Here is a 17,662-nt window from a genome sequence, read left to right on the forward strand (position 1 = left end):
TGACCTATCAGGCCTCGGACTGCTTGGCAGCCTCGATCATCTCGGCCTCGGTGTTGTGAGCGCCGTTGAAGAAGAAGTTCAGGCCGACGGCCACGATCGAAGCCAGCAGGATGCCGGAGTCGACCATCGGGTGGATCTGGGCGGGCATCCACTGCTTGAAGTCGGGGGCGATGAGCGGAATCATGCCGAAGCCGACGGAGACGGCGACGATGAACGGGTTGAACCGGTTCTTGAAGTCGACGCCCGCGAGGATGCGGATACCGGTCGCCGCGACCATGCCGAACATGACCAGGCCGGCGCCACCGAGGACGGCGGTGGGCAGCGCGGCGACGATGGCGCCCATCTTCGGCACGAGCCCGAGGATCAGCAGGATGATGCCGCCGGTGATGGTGACCCAACGGGACTTGATGCCGGTCACGCCCACCAGGCCGACGTTCTGGGAGAACGACGTGTAGGGGAACGTGTTGAAGATGCCACCGATGAGGGTGCCGAGGCCGTCGGTGCGCAGACCGGCGGACAGCATCGGCTGGGTGACCTTGCGTCCGGTCATCTCGCCCAGGGCGAGGAACATGCCCGTGGACTCGATCATGACGACGATCATGACGATGGTCATCGTGAGGATCATGACGATGTCGAAGACCGGCACCCCGAAGTGGAACGGCATGATCAGGGCGAACCAGTCGGCCTTCATGACGTTGTCGAACTTCATCATGCCCGTGGCAGCGGCCACGATGGCGCCGATCACGATGCCGATGAGGACGGCGACGTTGGCCAGGAAGCCCTTACCGAAGCGCGAGATGATCAGGATGATCGCCAGGACGAGGGCTGACATGCCGATGCCGGCGGCAGAGGCGTAGGCCGGGTTCATCATGGTGGCTGCCGGGGCGAAGCCCTTGGGCAGCTCGGGGATGCCGGGGGTGGCCTTGGCAGCCTCGACCCACTTGGCCCAGTCGGGGTTGACCATCTTGGACGTGACGGCGGACGACGGAGCGAAGATCCAGCCGATGCCGATCTTCATCAGCGAGACGCCGATGACGAGGATGATCGTGCCGGTCACGACCGGCGGGAAGAACCGGATCAGGCGGCTGACCAACGGGGCGATGATCATCGCGATGACGCCGGCGCCGATGATCGTGCCGAACAGGAGCCGTGCGCCCTGGGCGCCCGGGTTGGCGGCGGTGATGGCCAGCATCGGGCTGACGGAGGCGAACGTGACGCCCATCATGACGGGCAGCTTGATGCCGAACCACTGCGAGGCGCCGAGCGACTGAATGATCGTGACGATGCCACAGGCGAACAGGTCGGCGGAGACCAGGAATGCGATGTCCTGGGGGCTCAGCTTGAGCGCGTTTCCGACGATGAACGGCACGGCCACGGCGCCGGCGTACATGACGAGAACGTGCTGAAGGCCAAGGGTGATGAGTCGGGGTACTGGAAGGATCTCGTCGACAGGTTCGACCTGCTTCGAGACCGGTGCTTCAACGGTAGACACCTGCATTCTCCATCTTTGCTGGTGTGGGCAGGCAGCTGATCGTCCAACACGTTGGGGCAGCTGACGCCACAGGCTTTGTCGAGTTCCCGAGTTGGCCTTCTCAACAACGTTGCCTTGAGACATGGTGACTACCCCGGGTAGTCGTCATCCTAGGAGTGAGGATTCACGCTGTCAGGCGAACCGAATAACTCATCAATTCAACGTGACACAGCCAGGAATCACCCCAAGTCAGACCCGGATCAGCACTTGTCGTCGGTGGCTCAGTTGGCGGCCTCGGGACGCCTCGCGGCGTCCAAATTCCCGCAAAAGGTTTGGCGACAGTGCGTCTACCTTGCCCAAGGTTGCGCGGACGCCCCCCGTTCGAGGAGCGTCCGCGCGGCAACCTGGGGCCTTGTTGATCCGGGCCGGCGTGACCTCGGGCTCTGGACCGTCCCGTGCTCGGCGCGGGTCGGGCCTCCCCGTCTCGGCCTAGTGGTCGGCGTCCACCAGGGTCTTGAGCTGGTCCTCGGTGACGGCGCGGGCCGGCGCGTGGGCGTCCGTGACGTGGACGCCGGACGTGTCCGACTTGCCCCACACGTTGAACGCCAGGTTCAGCACGAAGGCCACGAGGGCGGCCGAGCTGATGCCGGAGTCGAGGACGGTCGAAAGGGCGTCCGGTAGCCGATGCCAGAAGCCGGGCAGGACCACCGGCAGCAGGCCGAACCCGAGGGACGCCGCCACGATCAGCAGGTTGTTGTTGCCGTCGTAATTGACCTTGCCGAGGCTGCGGATGCCGGACGCGGCGACGGTGCCGAACAGGACGATCCCGACGCCGCCGAGGACCGGGGTGGGCAGCGCGCCGATGATGGCGGCGAGCCAGGGCGACAGGCCGAGCACGGCGAGGATGCCGCCGCCGACCGCGACGACCCAGCGGCTCTTGATGCCGGACAGGGCGACCAGGCCGACGTTCTGGGCGAACGCGGTGGCGGGGAAGGTATTCATGACCGGCGCGAGGACGCAGGAGAGCATGTCGGCGCGCAGGCCGTTGGCGACGCGCTTGGAGTCCACCTCGGTGCCCACCACGGTGCCCACGGCGAGGATGTCGGCGGTCGTCTCGACCATGATCACGATCAGGACGATGACCATCGAGACGATCGCGCCCACCTCGAAGATCGGCAGTCCGAACGCGAACGGACGCGGCACGTCAACCGGCAGCTTGCCCGCGAAGGACGGCGCCTTGATCATCCCGGACGTCGGTGATATGAAGTTCCAGATGACGGCGAGCAGGGTGCCCGCGACGAGGCCCAGCAGGATCGCCATCCGGGCCAGCCGCTTGATCATCGACAGGCCGAGGGTGATCGCGAGGGTCAGCAGCGCGAGGACGATGTTGTTGGGGTTGCCGAAGGCGGGATTGCTGACGAGCTTGCCGTCCACGACGACCTGCGCGGGCATGGAGCCGACGATCCACTTGCCGGCGGCGGGCACGAGCGACAGGCCGATGACGGCGATGATCGAGCCGGTGACCACAGGCGGGAAGAACCGGATCACCTGCGCGAAGAACGGCACGATGACCAGGGCGACCAGGCCGGCGACGATCACCGAGCCGAACGCCATCCGCAGCCCAGTGACGCCGCCACCCTTGGCGATGATCGCCGTCAGCGTCGACACGGACGCGAACGAGATGCCCTGGACGAGCGGGAGCTGCGAGCCGAAGCCGACGGGGGTCTTCGTGAAGACGCCGACCGTCTGCAGGATCGTCGCCAGCCCGCTGAACAGGATCGCCGACGACACGAGCAGCGCGTTCTCGGCCGGGCTCAGGCCGGCCGCGCCGCCCACGATCAGGGGCACGGCGATGACGCCGCCGAACATCGACAGGATGTGCTGGAGGCCGTAGACGATGCTGTCGCCCACGCTCAGGCGCTCGTCCTCGGGTCGTGTCGTGCCAACCGGGGTGGGTTCTTGCTTGCTGCGTCCACGAGCGGACATCGAGTCTCCTTTGATCACCAGCCGCTGGTTCCAACTTCGGCAAAAGTATCGATAACTATAACCTCAGTTTGAGGATAGGTCGGACGCCGCGTGCTCGCTGGGCTTTCGCCAGATTGCCTCGACGTCGAGGAAAGAACGGATTGAGGGGCTTCCCGGACGCGTGACGTCCGGAACGATCTTGAAAGCCCTTGTCAACAGCAGAAAGCCGAAACCGGACGCCTGTGCCCACTGGTGGAGTCGGCTTCCGGTTGGTGCCACTTGTTGCACGGGGATGCCCGCGGAGGGCCCGGCTTCGGGGCAGCGAGCCGGGCCGGCGGCGTCCGAACTCGTTCGCCACCTGGGCCGAAACAATCGGAACTTTATTGGCAACTCTGCCAACTGGTGACGCCAGGCCGATAGGCTAGTGACGCCGATAACCAGTGCATGAAGGGTCATCATGGGAACCGCACGCCTCGTCCTCAACCCCTACGTCGACCGCGACCATGTGAAGGCCCCGGTCTTCACCAGCGCCAGCTTCCACAAGTCGATCCCGGGCTTCGTGCCCACGCCCCTGCGCGAGGCGGAGGAGGCGGCGAAGATCCTCGGCGTCCGGTCGGTGTGGGTGAAGGACGAGTCGACGCGCCTCGGAATGCCGGCCTTCAAGATCCTCGGGGCGTCCTGGGCGACGTACCGCGCGCTGATGAAGCACCTCGGGCTGCCCGAGCACAAGAAGCCCACGATGGCGAAGCTGAAGAAGGCGGTCGCCGAGTCCGGACGCGAGCTCGCGCTGGTCGCCGCCACGGACGGCAACCACGGACGCGCCGTCGCCCGCATGGCCCGCGACATGGGGCTACCGTGCACGATCTTCGTGCCCCAAGGCACGGTGAAGAGCCGCATCAAGGCGATCGCGCGCAACGGCTGCGAGGTGATCGTCGCTGACGGCAACTACGACGAGGCCATCGAGCGCGCCGCCGCCCTGGCGGACGATACGACCGTCGTGATCCAGGACACGTCCTGGGAGGGCTACACCGAGGTCCCCGACTGGATCATCGACGGCTACCAGACGATGATGAAAGAGGTCATCGACCTCATCGACGAGGAACTCACGCCCGAGCCGTCCGTCGTGGTGGCGCAGATGGGCGTCGGCGCCTTCAGTGCCGCGGTCGCGGCGGCGTTCGCCCACCGCCCGGCGCGGCTGCTGGTCGGCGCCGAGCCGACCGTCGCCGACTGCCTCACCACCAGCATCGAGAACGGCGGCCAGCTGACCGTCATCGACGAGACCCCGTACACGTCGATGGCCGGCCTCAACTGCGGGACGCCGTCCGACCTGGCCTGGATGACCAACCGGTCCGCGTTCAACGCCTTCGCCACCGTCGAAGACGCCGACGCCGAAGAGGCGACGCGCGTCCTGCACGAGGACTGGATCGAGTCCGGCGAGTCCGGCGCCGCCGGCCTAGCCGCCCTGCTGCGCTGGGGCAAGGACCTCGGGCTGCGCGCCGACGACGATGTGCTGGTCTTCGTCACCGAGGGCGTCACCGATCCGATCAACTTCGCCCGCATCATCGGCCCGGAGTCGGCTGACTGAAAGGGAAGAGAACTCGATATCAAGATACGTGATATCGAGATAGTGCGGATCTCGTCTGTCGCCGTAAGTTCTCCGCTGCGGCCGCTCGTCTGGACGGTCTTTGCCCCTTCGGTCGTGTACGCGGCGGCGGCGTCCACGATGGTTCCGGCAACCGTCGTCCTCGGGCTGAAGCTCGGACTCTCCGGAGGCGCGCTCGCCCTACCCTGCGGGCTTGGGTCCTGGACCGCTACGGCACCTTCCGCGTAGGCGTCCGACCGGCGTCGTCGCTTGAGTCACCTGTCACGCGGTTTGACCGCCCATCCCGGCGACTAACTGGGTGACCCGAACTCCGGGAAGTGCTCGGCGAACAGGACGTCGACCGCGGCGTCCACCTCGTGGCTGAAGCGGGCGAAGCGGTGCAGGAGCGTCCGGCACTCGGGGGTCAGGGACGCGCGGCCGCCGCCCACGCCGCCCTGCTGGCGGGTGACGCAGACGAAGCCCAGCTCGTTCTCGAGCGTGTGGATGAGCCGCCAGCCCTTCGTGTACGACAGCCCGATCGTGGCGCAGGCGCTCTTGACCGAGCCGGACGCGTCCACGGCGTGGAGCAGTTGCACGACCCCGGGCCCCAAGAAGCGGGACGCCGACCCGAGCAGCACGGTCTTCGCCTGCGCCCGGACCACGCGCGCGCCGGCGTCCGACGAAACGCCAAAGGGCGAGGCAACAGCCTCGCCCTCGACGTCGAACTCAGCCATACCGCAGAGCCTAAGCCCCGTGGCGTCCGGACTAGCGGTTCTTCTTCGGACGGTAGAAGGTGCCCTCCAGCGGCAGCTTCGTGCGCCACTCGCCGTCGAACAGGTAGTAGGCCTCCTGCGCGGCCGGCGCGACCAGGCAGCAGACGATCTCGCCGATGCCCTTGGCGCCGTAGGCCGGGTCGTCGTACGTGCCGCGGTTGACGAAGATCGTCTCGACCGGCGGCATCTGATTGGCCTTGACCAGTCCGAGCTGGGCGAGCTTCTGATCCGGGACGCCGTTGGTGTAGGTGAAGTTCTCGGTGAGCGCGTAGCCGATACCCATCGCGATGCCGCCGACGACCTGGCCCTCGGCTGCGGGCGGGTTGATGATCGTGCCCGAGTCGTGGGCCGCAATGATCTTGAGCATCTCGCCCGTCTCGGCGCTGATCACGACCAGCTGGGTGCCGTAGGCATAGCTGATGTGGCTCACCGGGTTCGGCTTGTCGGACGTGATCGGGTCGGTCTCGGCGTCGAACTCGCCGTGGTAGATCTTGCCGTTCAGATCGTCGAGGGACGCCCCGGCGTCCAAGTCCGCCTTGAGCTGCAGGCCTGCGATGCGGGCCGCCTGGCCGGTGAACACCGTCTGCCTGGACGCCGTGGTCGTGCCCGCGTTCGGCGAGTAGGTCGTATCGGGCATGGTGTAAACGAGCTTGTCAACGGACAGTCCGGTGGACTCAGCGGCCATCTGGACGACCACCGTCGCGACGCCCTGGCCGATGCCGGCCGCGGACGACCGGACCTCAACCTTGCCGTCCACGACGGCCAGGTCACAGCGGCCCGGATCCTTCAGGCCGACGCCGACGCCGGCGTTCTTGAGCCCGCAGGCGATGCCCACGTGGACGGACGGGTCGGCCGCGTACGCGTAGTAGGCGTCCTTGACGGCGTCCAGGGTCTCGACGAGCGCGGCGTCGTCGCCGACGATCTGGCCGTTGGGCAGCTCGAGCCCCGGACGGATCGCGTTGCGGTAGCGGATCTCGAAGGCGTCGATCCCGACCTTGCGGGCCAGCTCGTTCAGCAGCGGCTCGATCGCGGCGGCCGACTGGGTGACTCCGAAGCCGCGGAACGCGCCGGCGGGCGGGTTGTTGGTGTAGACCGCGTCGCCGACGATGTCGACGTTCGTGTAGTTGTAGGGGCCACCGAGGTGGGTGCAGGCGCGCTGCAGGACGGGTCCGCCGAGGGAGCCGTACGCGCCCGTGTCGGAGACGACCTTGGCCTGCATGGCGTGCAGGATGCCGTCCGCGTCGCAGCCGAGCTTGATGTCGATCTTCATCGCGTGGCGCTTGGGGTGGTAGTTCAGCGAGTCGGTGCGGTCGAACTTGACCTTGACCGGACGCTTCACCAGGAAAGCGGCGAGCGCAGCCTGGTGCTGGACCGACATGTCCTCCTTGCCGCCGAAGCCGCCGCCGACCCACGCGGACCGGATGCGCACCTTGTCCATCGGGATGCCCAGGTAGTCGCTGACCTCGTGGTACTCGTCGTAGATGCCCTGGCCGCCGGAGATCACCATGATCCCGTCGTCGCCCTGCGGAATGCCGATCGCGGCCTCGGTCTCCATGAACGCGTGCTCCTGCGGCGGAAGATCCCAGGACGCCTCCGCGAAGTGGACGCACTTGGCGAAGCCGGCCTCGACGTCGCCACGCTTGACGACCTCGTGGTCGAAGACGTTGGACGTCGGCTCGATCCAGCGTCCGAACTGCTTGTAGCCCTCGCCGTGGATCAGGTGCGCGCCCTCCGCGAGCGCCTCTTCGGGCGTGTTCAGCGGGGGCAGCTCGTCGTAGTCGATCTTGACGGCGTCCGCGGCCGCGAGGGCCTGGTCGAGGGTCTCGGCGATCACGAGGGCGACCGAGTCGCCCTTCATCTTGGTCTCCTCGCCGACGGCGATCATGCCGGGCCAGTCCTTCGCGAGGTGGCCGATGTAGCGGGAGCCGGGGATATCGGACGCCGTGAGGATGCGTACGACGCCGGGCATCTTCTCGGCCTCGGACGTGTCGATGCCCTTGATCAGCGCGCGGGCGCAGGGGCTGAAGACGTTGCGGCCATGGATCAGGCCCTCGACCTCGATGTCGTCGACGTACTCGGCGGTGCCGAGGGTCTTGGCGTAGGAGTCGACGCGGTGCAGGTTCGTGCCGATGCCGCCCGCGGTGGTCGGGGCGGGGATCGGGGCGCCCGTGCGCTTCATCTCGGCGTAGTCGAGGATGGCGTCCTCGATCTGCTGGTAGCCGGTGCAGCGGCAGATGTTGGTGCGGATCGCGAACTTGACCTCGTCGCGGGTCGGCTCGGGCTTGGCGTCCACGAGGCCCTTCGCCGAGACGACCATGCCGGGGATGCAGAAGCCGCACTGCGTGGCGCCGTGCTTGGCAAATGAGTACTCGAACAATTCCTTCTCGCGCTGCTCGAAGCCCTCGATCGTGATGATCTTCTTGCCGACCAGGCGCTTCGTGCGCTGCGTGCAGGCCCGGACCACCTTGCCGTCGACGAGCACCATGCACGTGCCGCAGGCGCCCTGGTTGCAGCCGTCCTTGGCCGACTTGATGCCGAGCCGCTCGCGCAGGACGACGAGGAGGTCGAGGTCCTCGGCGAAGTCGTGGTCGACGCCGTTGATGTTCAGGGTGAAGACCTGGGTGGGGGTCTCGGCGGCTGTCGTCATTGATCTGGCCCTTCTCGCGTCACGATGTCGGTCGCCGTTTGCTGATCAGCTTGGACGGCGTCCCCGGGGTCGGACGGTCCGGATTCCCCAGCGATACCGGCGAGGGATACGGACACTCCTGCTCAGGTAAAGGATACCTAGGCGAAAGTATCCGGGGGTCCGTCTAGGGAAATCAGCGAATCACACGTCGAAGGCACTCGGTAGCGGGTGTCGACCGACCACGATTCGGCCGGTGAGGTCGCCGGACCTGCCGCATGGTGCGCTCCTGACTGGTCAGCGCATCCGGCCGGGAGACCCCACCGGCGGACGGTGCGCGCGCGAGGTGCTCGGTCGAGTCCGCTCACAGCCGCTCGAACAGCACTCGGACGCGTCCGCCGCAGATCATGCCCAGCTCGGCGCCCTGGGCGTTGGAGAGTTCGTAGTCCTGGACGCCGACGCCCTGGGCGTCCGGGTCGGCCAGCAGGGCCAGCGCGTGCGCGATGGACTCGGCCTCGATGGGCCCGCCGCCGACGGAGCCGGCGACCGGCCCGGAGGCGTCCACCAGCATGCGGCTGCCGGCACCGCGCGGGACCGAGCCGCCGTGGCCGACGATCGTGGCGAGCACGGCCGGACGTCCGGCGGCGGCTGCCAACGCACGGATTCCGGTGGCGACGTTCGGGTCGAACGACCTCGCACCCGACCGCGCCCGCACCTGGATGATCTCGGCCGCGATCGCGACGGCGATCTCGGCCGGCTCGCGTCCGCCGAGCTCGAGTCCGATCGGGGCGCGGAGCCGCGCGACGGCGTCCGGAGAGATGCCCTGCGACGTCAGGGCCGCGCGCACCGTGGCGCACTTGCCGCGCGAGCCGATCATGCCGACGTACTCGGACGGGCGGGCGAGGCAGGCGGCGGCGGCTTCGCGGTCCATGCGGTGGCCCGGGGTGACCAGGACGTAGCAGGCGTTGCCGTAGGGCGGCAGCGCGGCGAGCGTGGTGCCGTAGTCGCCGCAGAGGACCTCGGCGACGCCGGGGAGGCGCGCTGGGTCGGCGAACTCCGGACGCTCATCGACGACGATCACCCGGAAACCCAGCAGGACGCCCAGGTGCGCGACCGCCACCCCGACGTGACCGGCGCCGGCGATGACGAGGTGCGGAGTCCCCTTGAGGGTCTCGACGAAGACGAGGTCGCCGCCGACGTCGCGGCACGCCGAGCCCAAGCCGGTGACGGGTTGGCCGGGGGCGTCCGTGGTTGGGTCCCAGGGGTCGTGAGCGCCGGTGCGGGCGCCGGACAGGTAGTGGATCCGGGAATCCTCGCCCGCGGCCGCGATGCGGTCGAGCAGGGCGACGTAGTCGTTGCGGTTCATGCTGGCTCCCTTGTCAGATGGGGTTTCGGTTCGATGCCAGCAGCACCAGCTCACCGGGGAGGTAGGCGGCGAGTTCGCGTCCGAGGTGGTCGAGGTGGGCGTCGTCGGCCTGATTGAGGACGACCGCGCGGCGGCCCACCCAGGTGGCCAGCCGCGGGTTGTCGAGATAGCCGGCCTTGATCAGGGACGCCGCCAGTTGGGGGGTGAGGAGCTCTGCTCCGGGATCGTGACTGGGTGCCGAGCGTCCCGGGTTTCCGGGACGTTGAGCACCCAGATCGACGGTTTCCAGGATCCGGGACGCCTCGTCGAGCCGGCAGCAGACCTCGGCCAGGGGGCGTCCGAGGGCGGTGAGGCCGACGACGATCAGCAGCACGTCGGTGGCCTCCGGCACCACCGGCTCGTGCGCGGCCGGCACCTTGAACGGCAGGCGCCGGCTGCCGTCGCCCTCGATGACCGTGAGATCGGCGGCCCTGATGAGTCGGTTGAGGTCGGACGCCTCGGGTCCGGTGAACTTGTCGTCGGCGACCTCGCGTCCGACGACGATCACGAACCCGGTTTTGGTGACTCTCAGTGAGGCTTCCGACGCGGCTTGGGGCTCGACGGTGTTCGTGAGGGGGACGACATCCGGGTTGGGTGTTGGAGTCGCCGGTCCTGGGGTGACCAACCCGGTTTTGGTCTCTCTCAGTGTGGCGTCGGGCGCTGCTGGGGGCTCGACGGTGTTCATGAGAGTGACGAAGACCGGGTTGAGCGTGGCGAGCGCGAGGTCGACGTCGGTGATCAGCGCCGGTTCGCGGACCATGTGGGTGGTCGTGGTGAGCAGGACGCGTCGCCCCCGCGCGGACGCCTCGTCGGCGAGCGCGTTTATCAGCGACGTCTTGCCCCCGGCGCCGACGGCGGTGATGACGCGTGCGCCCGGCAAGAGGTCCAGCAGCGGACGCCGCGTCGGATCGTCAGGCGTCCAACCGAAAGTAGGCGTTGTCGACAAACCGATACACCCCCTCGTGACGCATGCCCGCTACGGCGGCCAGCAGCTCCACCGCTGAGCCGGACGGCAGCTTCCACGCCAGCCCGCACGTCGCCGCGATCCCGGTCGGTAGCGGGATCAAGCGCCCCGGCAGCCCGGCCGCGCGTGCGGCGTCCTCGAACGCGAACGCGTCCAGGGTCGAGCCGAAGGTGACGACGATCGCACCGGCGTCCATCAGAAATCCCCGCGGCGGCTCGTGACCATCACAGGCCCGCGATCTCGCGGACGGCGGCCAGGGCGGTGTCGACGTCGGCGTGCGAGGTCAGGTGGCTGGGGCTGAACCGGACCATCCCGGACGCCTCCGTGCCGCAGCGGCGATGGACGAGCGGCGCGCAGTGGAAGCCACCCCGAACGGCGATGCCGCGCTGGGCGAGGGCGTCCGCGACGTCGGCGACGTCGAGGGGCTGGCCGGCGGCGTCCAGGATCAGCCCCGACACCACCGGGACACCCCAGGCGTCGGCGTCGACGTCGGGGGTCCAGAAGCGTCCGGACGCCACGAGCCCATCCCGCAGCCGGCGCGCTTGGGTGAGGGCACGGGCCAGGTGCGTGCCGCCCGCAGAGAGAACGACGTCGAGGGATGCCGCCAGCCCGGCGAGCCCGGGCACGTTCGGCGTGCCGGCCTCCAAGGCCTCGGGGAGGGCGGCCGGCATGGACTCGTTGAACGTGTCCTCGCCGGTGCCGCCGACCTCGAACGGCCGCGGTCGGACGCCGTCGCCCAGGACGAGAAGGCCGGTGCCCGCGGGCCCGAGGAGGGACTTGTGGCCGCCGGTTGCGAGGGCCGCAAGGGGGGTCTGGGTGAAGTCGAGGGGGAGGAGTCCAGCGGTCTGGGCGGCGTCGACGATCAGGTGAATGCCCTGGTGGACGCAGAGTTGAGCGATCGCGTCGATCGGTTGCACGGTGCCGAGGACGTTCGAGGCGTGGCCGATCGCCACCAGCCGAGTCGACGGACGCAGGGCCGCGGCGACGGCGTCCGGGCTGATGACCCCGCGCTCGGATCGGACGATCGTCAGCTCGACCCCGCGGGCCCGGGCCGCGTACAGCGGACGCAGCACCGAGTTGTGTTCGAGGTCGGTGGTGATCGCGTGGTCGCCGGGGTTGAGGAGTCCGGCGATCGCGAGGTTGAGGCCGTGGGTGGCGCTGTGGGTGAGGATCACCCGCTCGGGTGCGGCCCCGAACAGCCGCGCGGCCCGGGTCCGGACGCGCAACAGGATACGTCCGGCATCGAGGGCCTGGTCGTGCGCGCCGCGTCCGGGATTGCCGGCGCCCAGGGCCGCGGTCATCGCCTCGGCGACGCCGGGGGCTTTCGGCCAGGACGTGGCCGCGTTGTCGAGGTAGATCATCGGACGCCTCGCAGGCTTGGTCCCTCGGCGGGGGGCACGGGGGTCGGGATGCTCATGGCGACCGTCAAACCCTGGCTGCTGGCCAGCGGCCGCTCGCCATGAGTCCCTGGAGCACGGCGTCCAACGCCCCACCGCCGACGGCACGGGACTTGTCGGAGATGGTGTCCACCGAGGACGCGAGTTCCACGCGTGGATCGACGTCGGCGATCTTCATGCCCGCGTGCACGCGCGCGCCGTCCGGGATCATCCCGCGGATCACCCCAGCGATCGCTGCCCGGACCTCAGGGGGACGGTGAGGTCTCCCGGCCGCGGCGGATTGCCTGCCGTAAGAGGGGATATCGCCCGGTCCGGCGACGCCACCGTCTTGAGGCTCATCGTCGGCCTCGATCAGACACACCACCTCGTCGGCCTCGACGACGTCGCCGATGCCGCGGACCACCCGAACCACCCCAGACGCCGGCGCATGCAGCACGCGCTCCTTGGCGCGTCCGGCGATCAAACCCGGGATGCCGGTGTTGGGCAGCGCGGGACCGTCTCCGATGACGCGTCCGAGCTCGTGGCCGCGCATGGTCTCGATGACGTAGTGGCAGTCGACTCCCGCGGTGAACCCCGGCCCGAGCCCGACCACCACGGGTGCCATCTCGATGGTGGTGCCCACGTTGCGCTTGGCCAGCACGGCGTCCACGACCGCCCACGGCCGGACCTCCCCCAGCAGCGCACCCTCGGGGTCGACCAGAACCGGTACCTGCCACCCGCTCCACGTGTGACTTTGTTGGCGACGACCCGACGAAAGTCGCACGTGGGACTCGGCGAGCACCCCGGACGCCTCCGCCCAGGACGCGACTCGGACGCCCTCCAGGTCCTCGACCACCCACCGGGCCTCGCGCACGGCCGTCGCCAGCGCCGCCCGCCACCGAATCGCCATCGGCTCGGCCGTCTCGAGCGCGACCACGGCGAACCCGGCGTGCACCAGCTTCTGGATCACCCCGGTCGCGATGTCGCCGGCCCCGCGGACGACAACGAGTCCCGGCACCTCAACCGTCATGGCTTGATGATGAGATCTGCCGCGCTGAGGATCTCGACGATCGTGTACATGTTCGACACCCCGCCGACCGCCAGCTTGTCGCCGAGCCCGTAGTGGTTCAGGCAGGTGCCGCACGTGAGCACCTGGACGCCGGCGTCCTCGAGCCGCTTGAGGTCCTCGATCGACTCCGAGCCCTCGGTCGTCAGGTAAGCGCCGCCGTTGTAGAAGAGCACCGAGTCGGGCCACGCGTCCGCCTCGGTGAGCGCGTACAGGAACCCCTTCAGCAGCGTCGCGCCCAGGCGCTCGTCGCCTTCGCCCATGGTCCGGGACGACACTGCGACCACCCGCACCTTCCGTCCGGACGCCGCCGGCGCACCCTCAGCGGAACCGGCGGCGTCGGCGTCTGGGCTGGTCAGCTGGACGCGGAACTCGCCCGGGGCGTCCGAGCCGCGCACGAAGCCATAGCCGCGCTGGGACGCGAACTTCGCCAGGTTCTCGACCGAGGTCGGGTTGTCGACGATGACCTCGAACGTCGTGCCGGGCGCGGAGGCTTCGAGCGCCTTCTTCGTCTCGATCACGGGGATCGGGCAGGACTTTCCGGTGAGGTCCAGGGTCTGCATGGCGTGCCTTTCTATCGGACCAGGATCGTGTGCTCGGCCCGCTCGGTGACGGTCCCGATGATGGACGCCGCGAGTCGCGTCCCGCTGGCGGCGCGGTCGTCGGCCAGGGCGGCGACGTACGCGTCGGCGTCCGGACGGGGCATCGCGACCAGCAGGCCACCGGACGTTTGCGCGTCGAACAGCACCTCCTGGACGCCGAAGGGGACGCGGTCGAAGACGAGCCCGTTCGCCTCGGCGTGGGTGCGGTTGCGTTGGGCGGCGGCGGTGAGGAAGAAGCCTTCGGCCAGCGTCCGGACGTGCGGGATCAGGGGCAGCGCGAGGGTGTCGATAGTGGCGCTGAAGTCGGTGCCGAGCATCTCGAGGAGGTGGCCGGCGAGTCCGAATCCGGTGACGTCAGTGACGGCGTGCGGGGTCTGGAGGAGTTCGGCGGCGCGCAGGTTGAGCTCGGTCATGGACGCGACGGCCGCCTCGAAGGCGCCGGGCGGGGCCGAGTCGAGGCGGTGCGCGGCGCAGGCGATGCCGACGCCGAGGGGCTTGGTCAGGACGAGCGCGTCGCCCGGCTGCGGGGTGTCGTTGCGCCACAGGTGGCGCGGGTCGACGGTGCCCGTGACGCTCAGCCCGTACAGGACGCCGTCGCCGGTGATCGAATGCCCGCCCGCGAGCGAGGCGCCGGCCGCGGCGACCCGCTCGGCGCCCCCCGCCAGGATCGCGCCCAGTTGGTTGAGGTCGCCGTCCTCATCGAAGGCCACGATGTTGAGCGCCGTGCGGACGCGTCCGCCCATGGCCCACACGTCACTCATCGCGTTGGCCGCTGCGATCTGGCCGAACGTGTACGGGTCGGCCACGACGGGCGGGAAGAAGTCGAGGGTGCTGACGACCGCTAGGTCGTCGGTGAGGCGCAGCACGGCGGCGTCGTCGGACGAGGCGAAGCCCACCAGGAGGTCAGGGTCGGTGGGGGCGGGAAGCTGCGACAGCACCCGCGAGAGCGCGCGGGGGCCGAGCTTGGCCGTGCATCCGCCGCCGGAGCAGAACAGTGGCGCGATGGTCGCGTCCATGCGTCCTCCTCCCGGCGAGTGGTATCGAAATGGTAGTCCCGGGGGCGGTAGTGCGGCGCCCGGGGCGTCCGCTGGGCAACTACCAATCGTGTGCTACTCGACAAATCGGGGACAGGGCGGTGGTCGATGGCTGAATCGGGGCGAATTCGCCCTCAACCCGGCATCGGGAACCACGCTGCACCGAGATCCGATCGCGACGGTCCGGGTGCGGGGCCGGTGCAGGGGTCGGACGCCGATGCGGTCCCCGACGCGGCCTGGCTCGACACCATCGAGGACGCCGCCGCCGGGGCCGACGTCCTGCTCGGGATGCCGGTGGCGGGCTTCCACGCCGGCTCGGCCGCGCTCGCCGTGGGCGCGACCAGGGTGTTCGGGGTCCTGCAACCGTTCGAGCCGACCCGCGACTTCCCGCCCGCCGGACTCGGGCTGCGTCGCGTGCCGCGGTGGCTGAATCGTCCGCTGGGGAGGTTCGTCGAGTCCCTGGCTTGGCGGGTCGCGGGGCCGCCGCTCAACAAGGCCCGCCGCGCGAGGGGACAGCCGCCCATCGGAGATCCCATCCGTGGCCAGCGCATGCTGTGCGGCTGGTCACCGACCCTGCTGACCGCGCCGGACGACTGGCCCGCCGACCGCTTCACGGTCACCGGGGCGTGGCGGCTGCCACCCGACTCGGGCTGGCGTCCGGACGCCGATCTGACGACCTTTCTGGACGCCGGCGAGCCCCCGATCTACCTCGGCTTCGGGTCGATGCCGCCCATCTCGGGCATGGACCGCCTGCTCCGCACCCTTCTCGACGGCCTCGTCGGACGCCGCATCCTGGTGTCGGCCGGCTGGGCCGAGCTGGGCTCAACCGCGCTGCCATCAGGGGTCTTGCGCATCGGACCCGTCCCGCACGAGTGGCTGTTCCCGCGCTGCGCCGCGATCATCCACCACTGCGGCGCCGGCACGACGCACGCGGCGGCGGCGTCCGGGGTGCCGTCGATCCCGGTTCCGTTCACGCTGGACCAGCCCTTCTGGGCCGGACGCCTCCGGGCCGTCGGCATCGGCTCGCGTCCCCTGGATCCCCGTCGACCCCGTTCGGACGCCGTCGCCGCGGCCCTGGCTGAGGTCGAGTCTGCGGCGATGCGTGAGCGAGCCCGGGAGGTGGCCGAGGCCATGGCGTCCGAGGATGGCGTCCGGGTCGCGGTCGCGGCGATCGAGGCGCTCGTCGCCTGATCGCCTGACGGGGCGCGAGCGTCCAGGTGGCCGACGGCGGGCCCAGGCCAACCGATGACTGAGTGCTGAACGTTTCGGATGTCCGACACATCGAGCACTCAGACGCCATGCCGGGCTCGGAGGCATCCCGATCGCTGTCGTCCGTGGCCCGCTGCGGGCCCGACGACGTGGACCGGTGCCCGCGGCGTCCGCATCTGCGACAGGCTGGGGGCAGCCGACGGAAGGGACTGCCATGACCCACGAACTCATCAGCGAGGGGCTCGCGGCGGCGAGCGACACGCGGGTGGTCGAGGTGGCGCGGGGGCTGCTGCCGCGGATCCCGGCGATCCTGGCGGAGGAACTGTTCGACGGACGCCGTCCCGCGCTGGTCGTCGCCGACGAGCGCACCTGGGACGCCGCCGGCCGGTCGGTGTTTGAGGGGCTTCAGGGGCTGGGCGTGCCGACGGTGGAGCCCGTGATCTTCCCCGGCGAGCCGCCCGTGTACGCCGACCTCGCGATCAGCCGCGACATCCAGGCGCGGCTGGCCGAGACGGACGCGACCGGCGTGGCCGTCGGCTCGGGCACGATCAACGACCTGGTCAAGCTGGCCTCGGGCGACCTCGGACGCCCCTACGCGGTCGTCGGGACGGCGGCGTCCATGGATGGGTACTCCGGCTTCGGGGCGCCCATGAGCGCGGACGGGGTCAAGCAGACGCGTCCTTGCGCGGCGCCGGCCGTGTGTCTGATCGACCTCGACGTCGCCGCGGCGGCGCCCGGGTGGCTGGTGGCGTCCGGGTACGGCGACCTGTCGGCGAAGATCCCCGCCGGAGCCGACTGGATCCTCGCGGACGCCGTCGGCCTCGACCCGATCGATCCGCTCGCGTGGAAGCTCGTGCAGAGCGGCGTGGCCGAGGCGCTGTCGCGTCCGGAGGCGCTGGCCGCCGGCGACGCCGACGCCTACTCGGGCCTGGTGTCGGGTCTGGTGCTGTCCGGTTTGGCGATGCAGGTCTACCGCGGGACGCGTCCGGCGTCCGGCGCCGAGCACTACTTCGCCCACCTGTGGGAGCTCGACCACCTGGGCGTCGACCGGAATCCGCCCTTGTCGCATGGGCAAAAGGTCGCCATCGGCACGCTCGCGATGTGTGCGTTCTACGAGCGCTTCCTCGCCCGGGACCTGACCTCGCTTGATGTGGACGCCGCCGCTGCGGCGTGGCCGACCTGGGACGAGCTGGAGGCGTCCGTTCGTGGTCGCTTCGCGGGGTCGTTGGGCGACTACGCGGTGGGGGAGACGCGGGCGAAGTACCTGGATGCGGCTGGCGTCCGCGAGCGGTTGCGGCGCTTCGTGGACGGCTGGCCGAGCCTGCGTCCACGGGTCCAGGCGCAGTTGGTGCCCGCCCGGCGGTTGCAGTCGATGCTGCGTGGCGCGGGTGCGCCGTCGGTGCCCGCCGACCTCGGACTCACCCCGGACGCCGTCCGCGCGACCTTCCCGCTGGCGATGTTCTACCGCTCGCGCTACACCGTCTTGGACCTTGCACACGAGGCCGGCTGGTTCGACGAGCTCGTCGACGAGGTCTTCGCGTCCGGGGGGCTTTGGACCTGAGGCGTCGCGGGTCTCGCCGCGTGGGTGTGAG

Annotated in this window: 14 protein-coding genes; 3 read left to right on the plus strand and 11 right to left on the minus strand. The window is 69.7% G+C overall.

Annotated features, from left to right (window positions below):
• Positions 1-7: 7 nt before the first annotated feature.
• Positions 8-1,492 carry a nucleobase:cation symporter-2 family protein gene (locus FN821_RS05195; protein WP_206662003.1) on the minus strand — a complete coding sequence of 495 codons (1,485 nt, stop codon included), beginning with the start codon at positions 1,490-1,492 and terminating at the stop codon, positions 8-10.
• Positions 1,493-1,960: 468 nt separating this feature from the next.
• The gene (locus FN821_RS05200) at positions 1,961-3,457 is read right to left on the minus strand and encodes a nucleobase:cation symporter-2 family protein (protein ID WP_131171480.1); all 1,497 of its coding nucleotides are present in this window, start codon (positions 3,455-3,457) and stop codon (positions 1,961-1,963) included.
• A 436-nt stretch (positions 3,458-3,893) separates the two neighbouring features.
• On the opposite strand from FN821_RS05200, the gene FN821_RS05205 reads away from it, so the two are divergent.
• Positions 3,894-5,021 (plus strand): diaminopropionate ammonia-lyase, encoded by a 1,128-nt coding sequence (locus FN821_RS05205; RefSeq protein ID WP_131171481.1) that lies wholly within the window; start codon positions 3,894-3,896, stop codon positions 5,019-5,021.
• Positions 5,022-5,329: 308 nt separating this feature from the next.
• On the opposite strand, the gene FN821_RS05210 is transcribed toward FN821_RS05205, so the two are convergent.
• The 9 genes from FN821_RS05210 to selD form a co-directional block, all read right to left on the minus strand.
• A complete protein-coding gene (locus tag FN821_RS05210; RefSeq protein WP_131171482.1) occupies positions 5,330-5,752 on the minus strand; it encodes a winged helix-turn-helix domain-containing protein in 423 nt (140 codons plus the stop codon).
• A 31-nt stretch (positions 5,753-5,783) separates the two neighbouring features.
• Positions 5,784-8,438 carry a selenium-dependent xanthine dehydrogenase gene (gene xdh, locus FN821_RS05215; protein ID WP_131171483.1) on the minus strand — a complete coding sequence of 885 codons (2,655 nt, stop codon included), beginning with the start codon at positions 8,436-8,438 and terminating at the stop codon, positions 5,784-5,786.
• A gap of 340 nt (positions 8,439-8,778) precedes the next feature.
• Positions 8,779-9,780, minus strand: coding sequence for an XdhC family protein (locus FN821_RS05220; RefSeq protein ID WP_131171484.1), 1,002 nt, complete (start codon positions 9,778-9,780; stop codon positions 8,779-8,781).
• A gap of 13 nt (positions 9,781-9,793) precedes the next feature.
• Positions 9,794-10,765, minus strand: coding sequence for a selenium cofactor biosynthesis protein YqeC (yqeC, locus tag FN821_RS05225; protein ID WP_165489250.1), 972 nt, complete (start codon positions 10,763-10,765; stop codon positions 9,794-9,796).
• Complete coding sequence (locus tag FN821_RS05230) at positions 10,731-10,979, minus strand: putative Se/S carrier protein (protein WP_131171486.1); 249 nt, start codon at positions 10,977-10,979, stop codon at positions 10,731-10,733. The genes yqeC and FN821_RS05230 overlap by 35 nt, the downstream gene beginning before the upstream one ends.
• Positions 10,980-11,007: 28 nt before the next feature.
• The gene (locus FN821_RS05235; RefSeq protein ID WP_131171487.1) at positions 11,008-12,144 is read right to left on the minus strand and encodes an aminotransferase class V-fold PLP-dependent enzyme; all 1,137 of its coding nucleotides are present in this window, start codon (positions 12,142-12,144) and stop codon (positions 11,008-11,010) included.
• 64 nt (positions 12,145-12,208) lie between these two features.
• Positions 12,209-13,189 (minus strand): molybdenum hydroxylase, encoded by a 981-nt coding sequence (locus FN821_RS05240; RefSeq protein WP_131171488.1) that lies wholly within the window; start codon positions 13,187-13,189, stop codon positions 12,209-12,211.
• Positions 13,186-13,788 carry a sulfurtransferase-like selenium metabolism protein YedF gene (gene yedF / locus FN821_RS05245; protein WP_131171489.1) on the minus strand — a complete coding sequence of 201 codons (603 nt, stop codon included), beginning with the start codon at positions 13,786-13,788 and terminating at the stop codon, positions 13,186-13,188. Before yedF ends, FN821_RS05240 begins: the two co-directional genes overlap by 4 nt.
• Positions 13,789-13,799: 11 nt before the next feature.
• The gene (selD, locus tag FN821_RS05250; protein ID WP_131171490.1) at positions 13,800-14,843 is read right to left on the minus strand and encodes a selenide, water dikinase SelD; all 1,044 of its coding nucleotides are present in this window, start codon (positions 14,841-14,843) and stop codon (positions 13,800-13,802) included.
• Between the two features lie 216 nt (positions 14,844-15,059).
• On the opposite strand from selD, the gene FN821_RS05255 reads away from it, so the two are divergent.
• Entirely contained in the window at positions 15,060-16,052 is a 993-nt protein-coding gene (locus FN821_RS05255; protein ID WP_131171491.1) for a glycosyltransferase, read from the plus strand.
• A 232-nt stretch (positions 16,053-16,284) separates the two neighbouring features.
• Complete coding sequence (locus FN821_RS05260) at positions 16,285-17,631, plus strand: sn-glycerol-1-phosphate dehydrogenase (RefSeq protein ID WP_131171492.1); 1,347 nt, start codon at positions 16,285-16,287, stop codon at positions 17,629-17,631.
• The last annotated feature ends 31 nt before the right edge of the window (positions 17,632-17,662 follow it).

The organism is Propioniciclava tarda (assembly GCF_900182665.1).
Taxonomy (GTDB): Bacteria; Actinomycetota; Actinomycetes; order Propionibacteriales; family Propionibacteriaceae; genus Propioniciclava; species Propioniciclava tarda.

Excerpts from the sequence above, each read along its gene's own strand:
- FN821_RS05240 (WP_131171488.1), bottom strand. The coding sequence starts at position 13,189 with ATGACGGTTGAGGTGCCGGGACTCGTTGTCGTCCGCGGGGCCGGCGAC.
- FN821_RS05205 (WP_131171481.1), top strand. The coding sequence starts at position 3,894 with ATGGGAACCGCACGCCTCGTCCTCAACCCCTACGTCGACCGCGACCAT.
- yedF (WP_131171489.1), bottom strand. The coding sequence starts at position 13,788 with ATGCAGACCCTGGACCTCACCGGAAAGTCCTGCCCGATCCCCGTGATC.
- xdh (WP_131171483.1), bottom strand. The coding sequence starts at position 8,438 with ATGACGACAGCCGCCGAGACCCCCACCCAGGTCTTCACCCTGAACATC.
- FN821_RS05200 (WP_131171480.1), bottom strand. The coding sequence starts at position 3,457 with ATGTCCGCTCGTGGACGCAGCAAGCAAGAACCCACCCCGGTTGGCACG.
- FN821_RS05220 (WP_131171484.1), bottom strand. The coding sequence starts at position 9,780 with ATGAACCGCAACGACTACGTCGCCCTGCTCGACCGCATCGCGGCCGCG.
- FN821_RS05260 (WP_131171492.1), top strand. The coding sequence starts at position 16,285 with ATGACCCACGAACTCATCAGCGAGGGGCTCGCGGCGGCGAGCGACACG.
- FN821_RS05210 (WP_131171482.1), bottom strand. The coding sequence starts at position 5,752 with ATGGCTGAGTTCGACGTCGAGGGCGAGGCTGTTGCCTCGCCCTTTGGC.
- FN821_RS05235 (WP_131171487.1), bottom strand. The coding sequence starts at position 12,144 with ATGATCTACCTCGACAACGCGGCCACGTCCTGGCCGAAAGCCCCCGGC.
- selD (WP_131171490.1), bottom strand. The coding sequence starts at position 14,843 with ATGGACGCGACCATCGCGCCACTGTTCTGCTCCGGCGGCGGATGCACG.
- FN821_RS05230 (WP_131171486.1), bottom strand. The coding sequence starts at position 10,979 with ATGGACGCCGGTGCGATCGTCGTCACCTTCGGCTCGACCCTGGACGCG.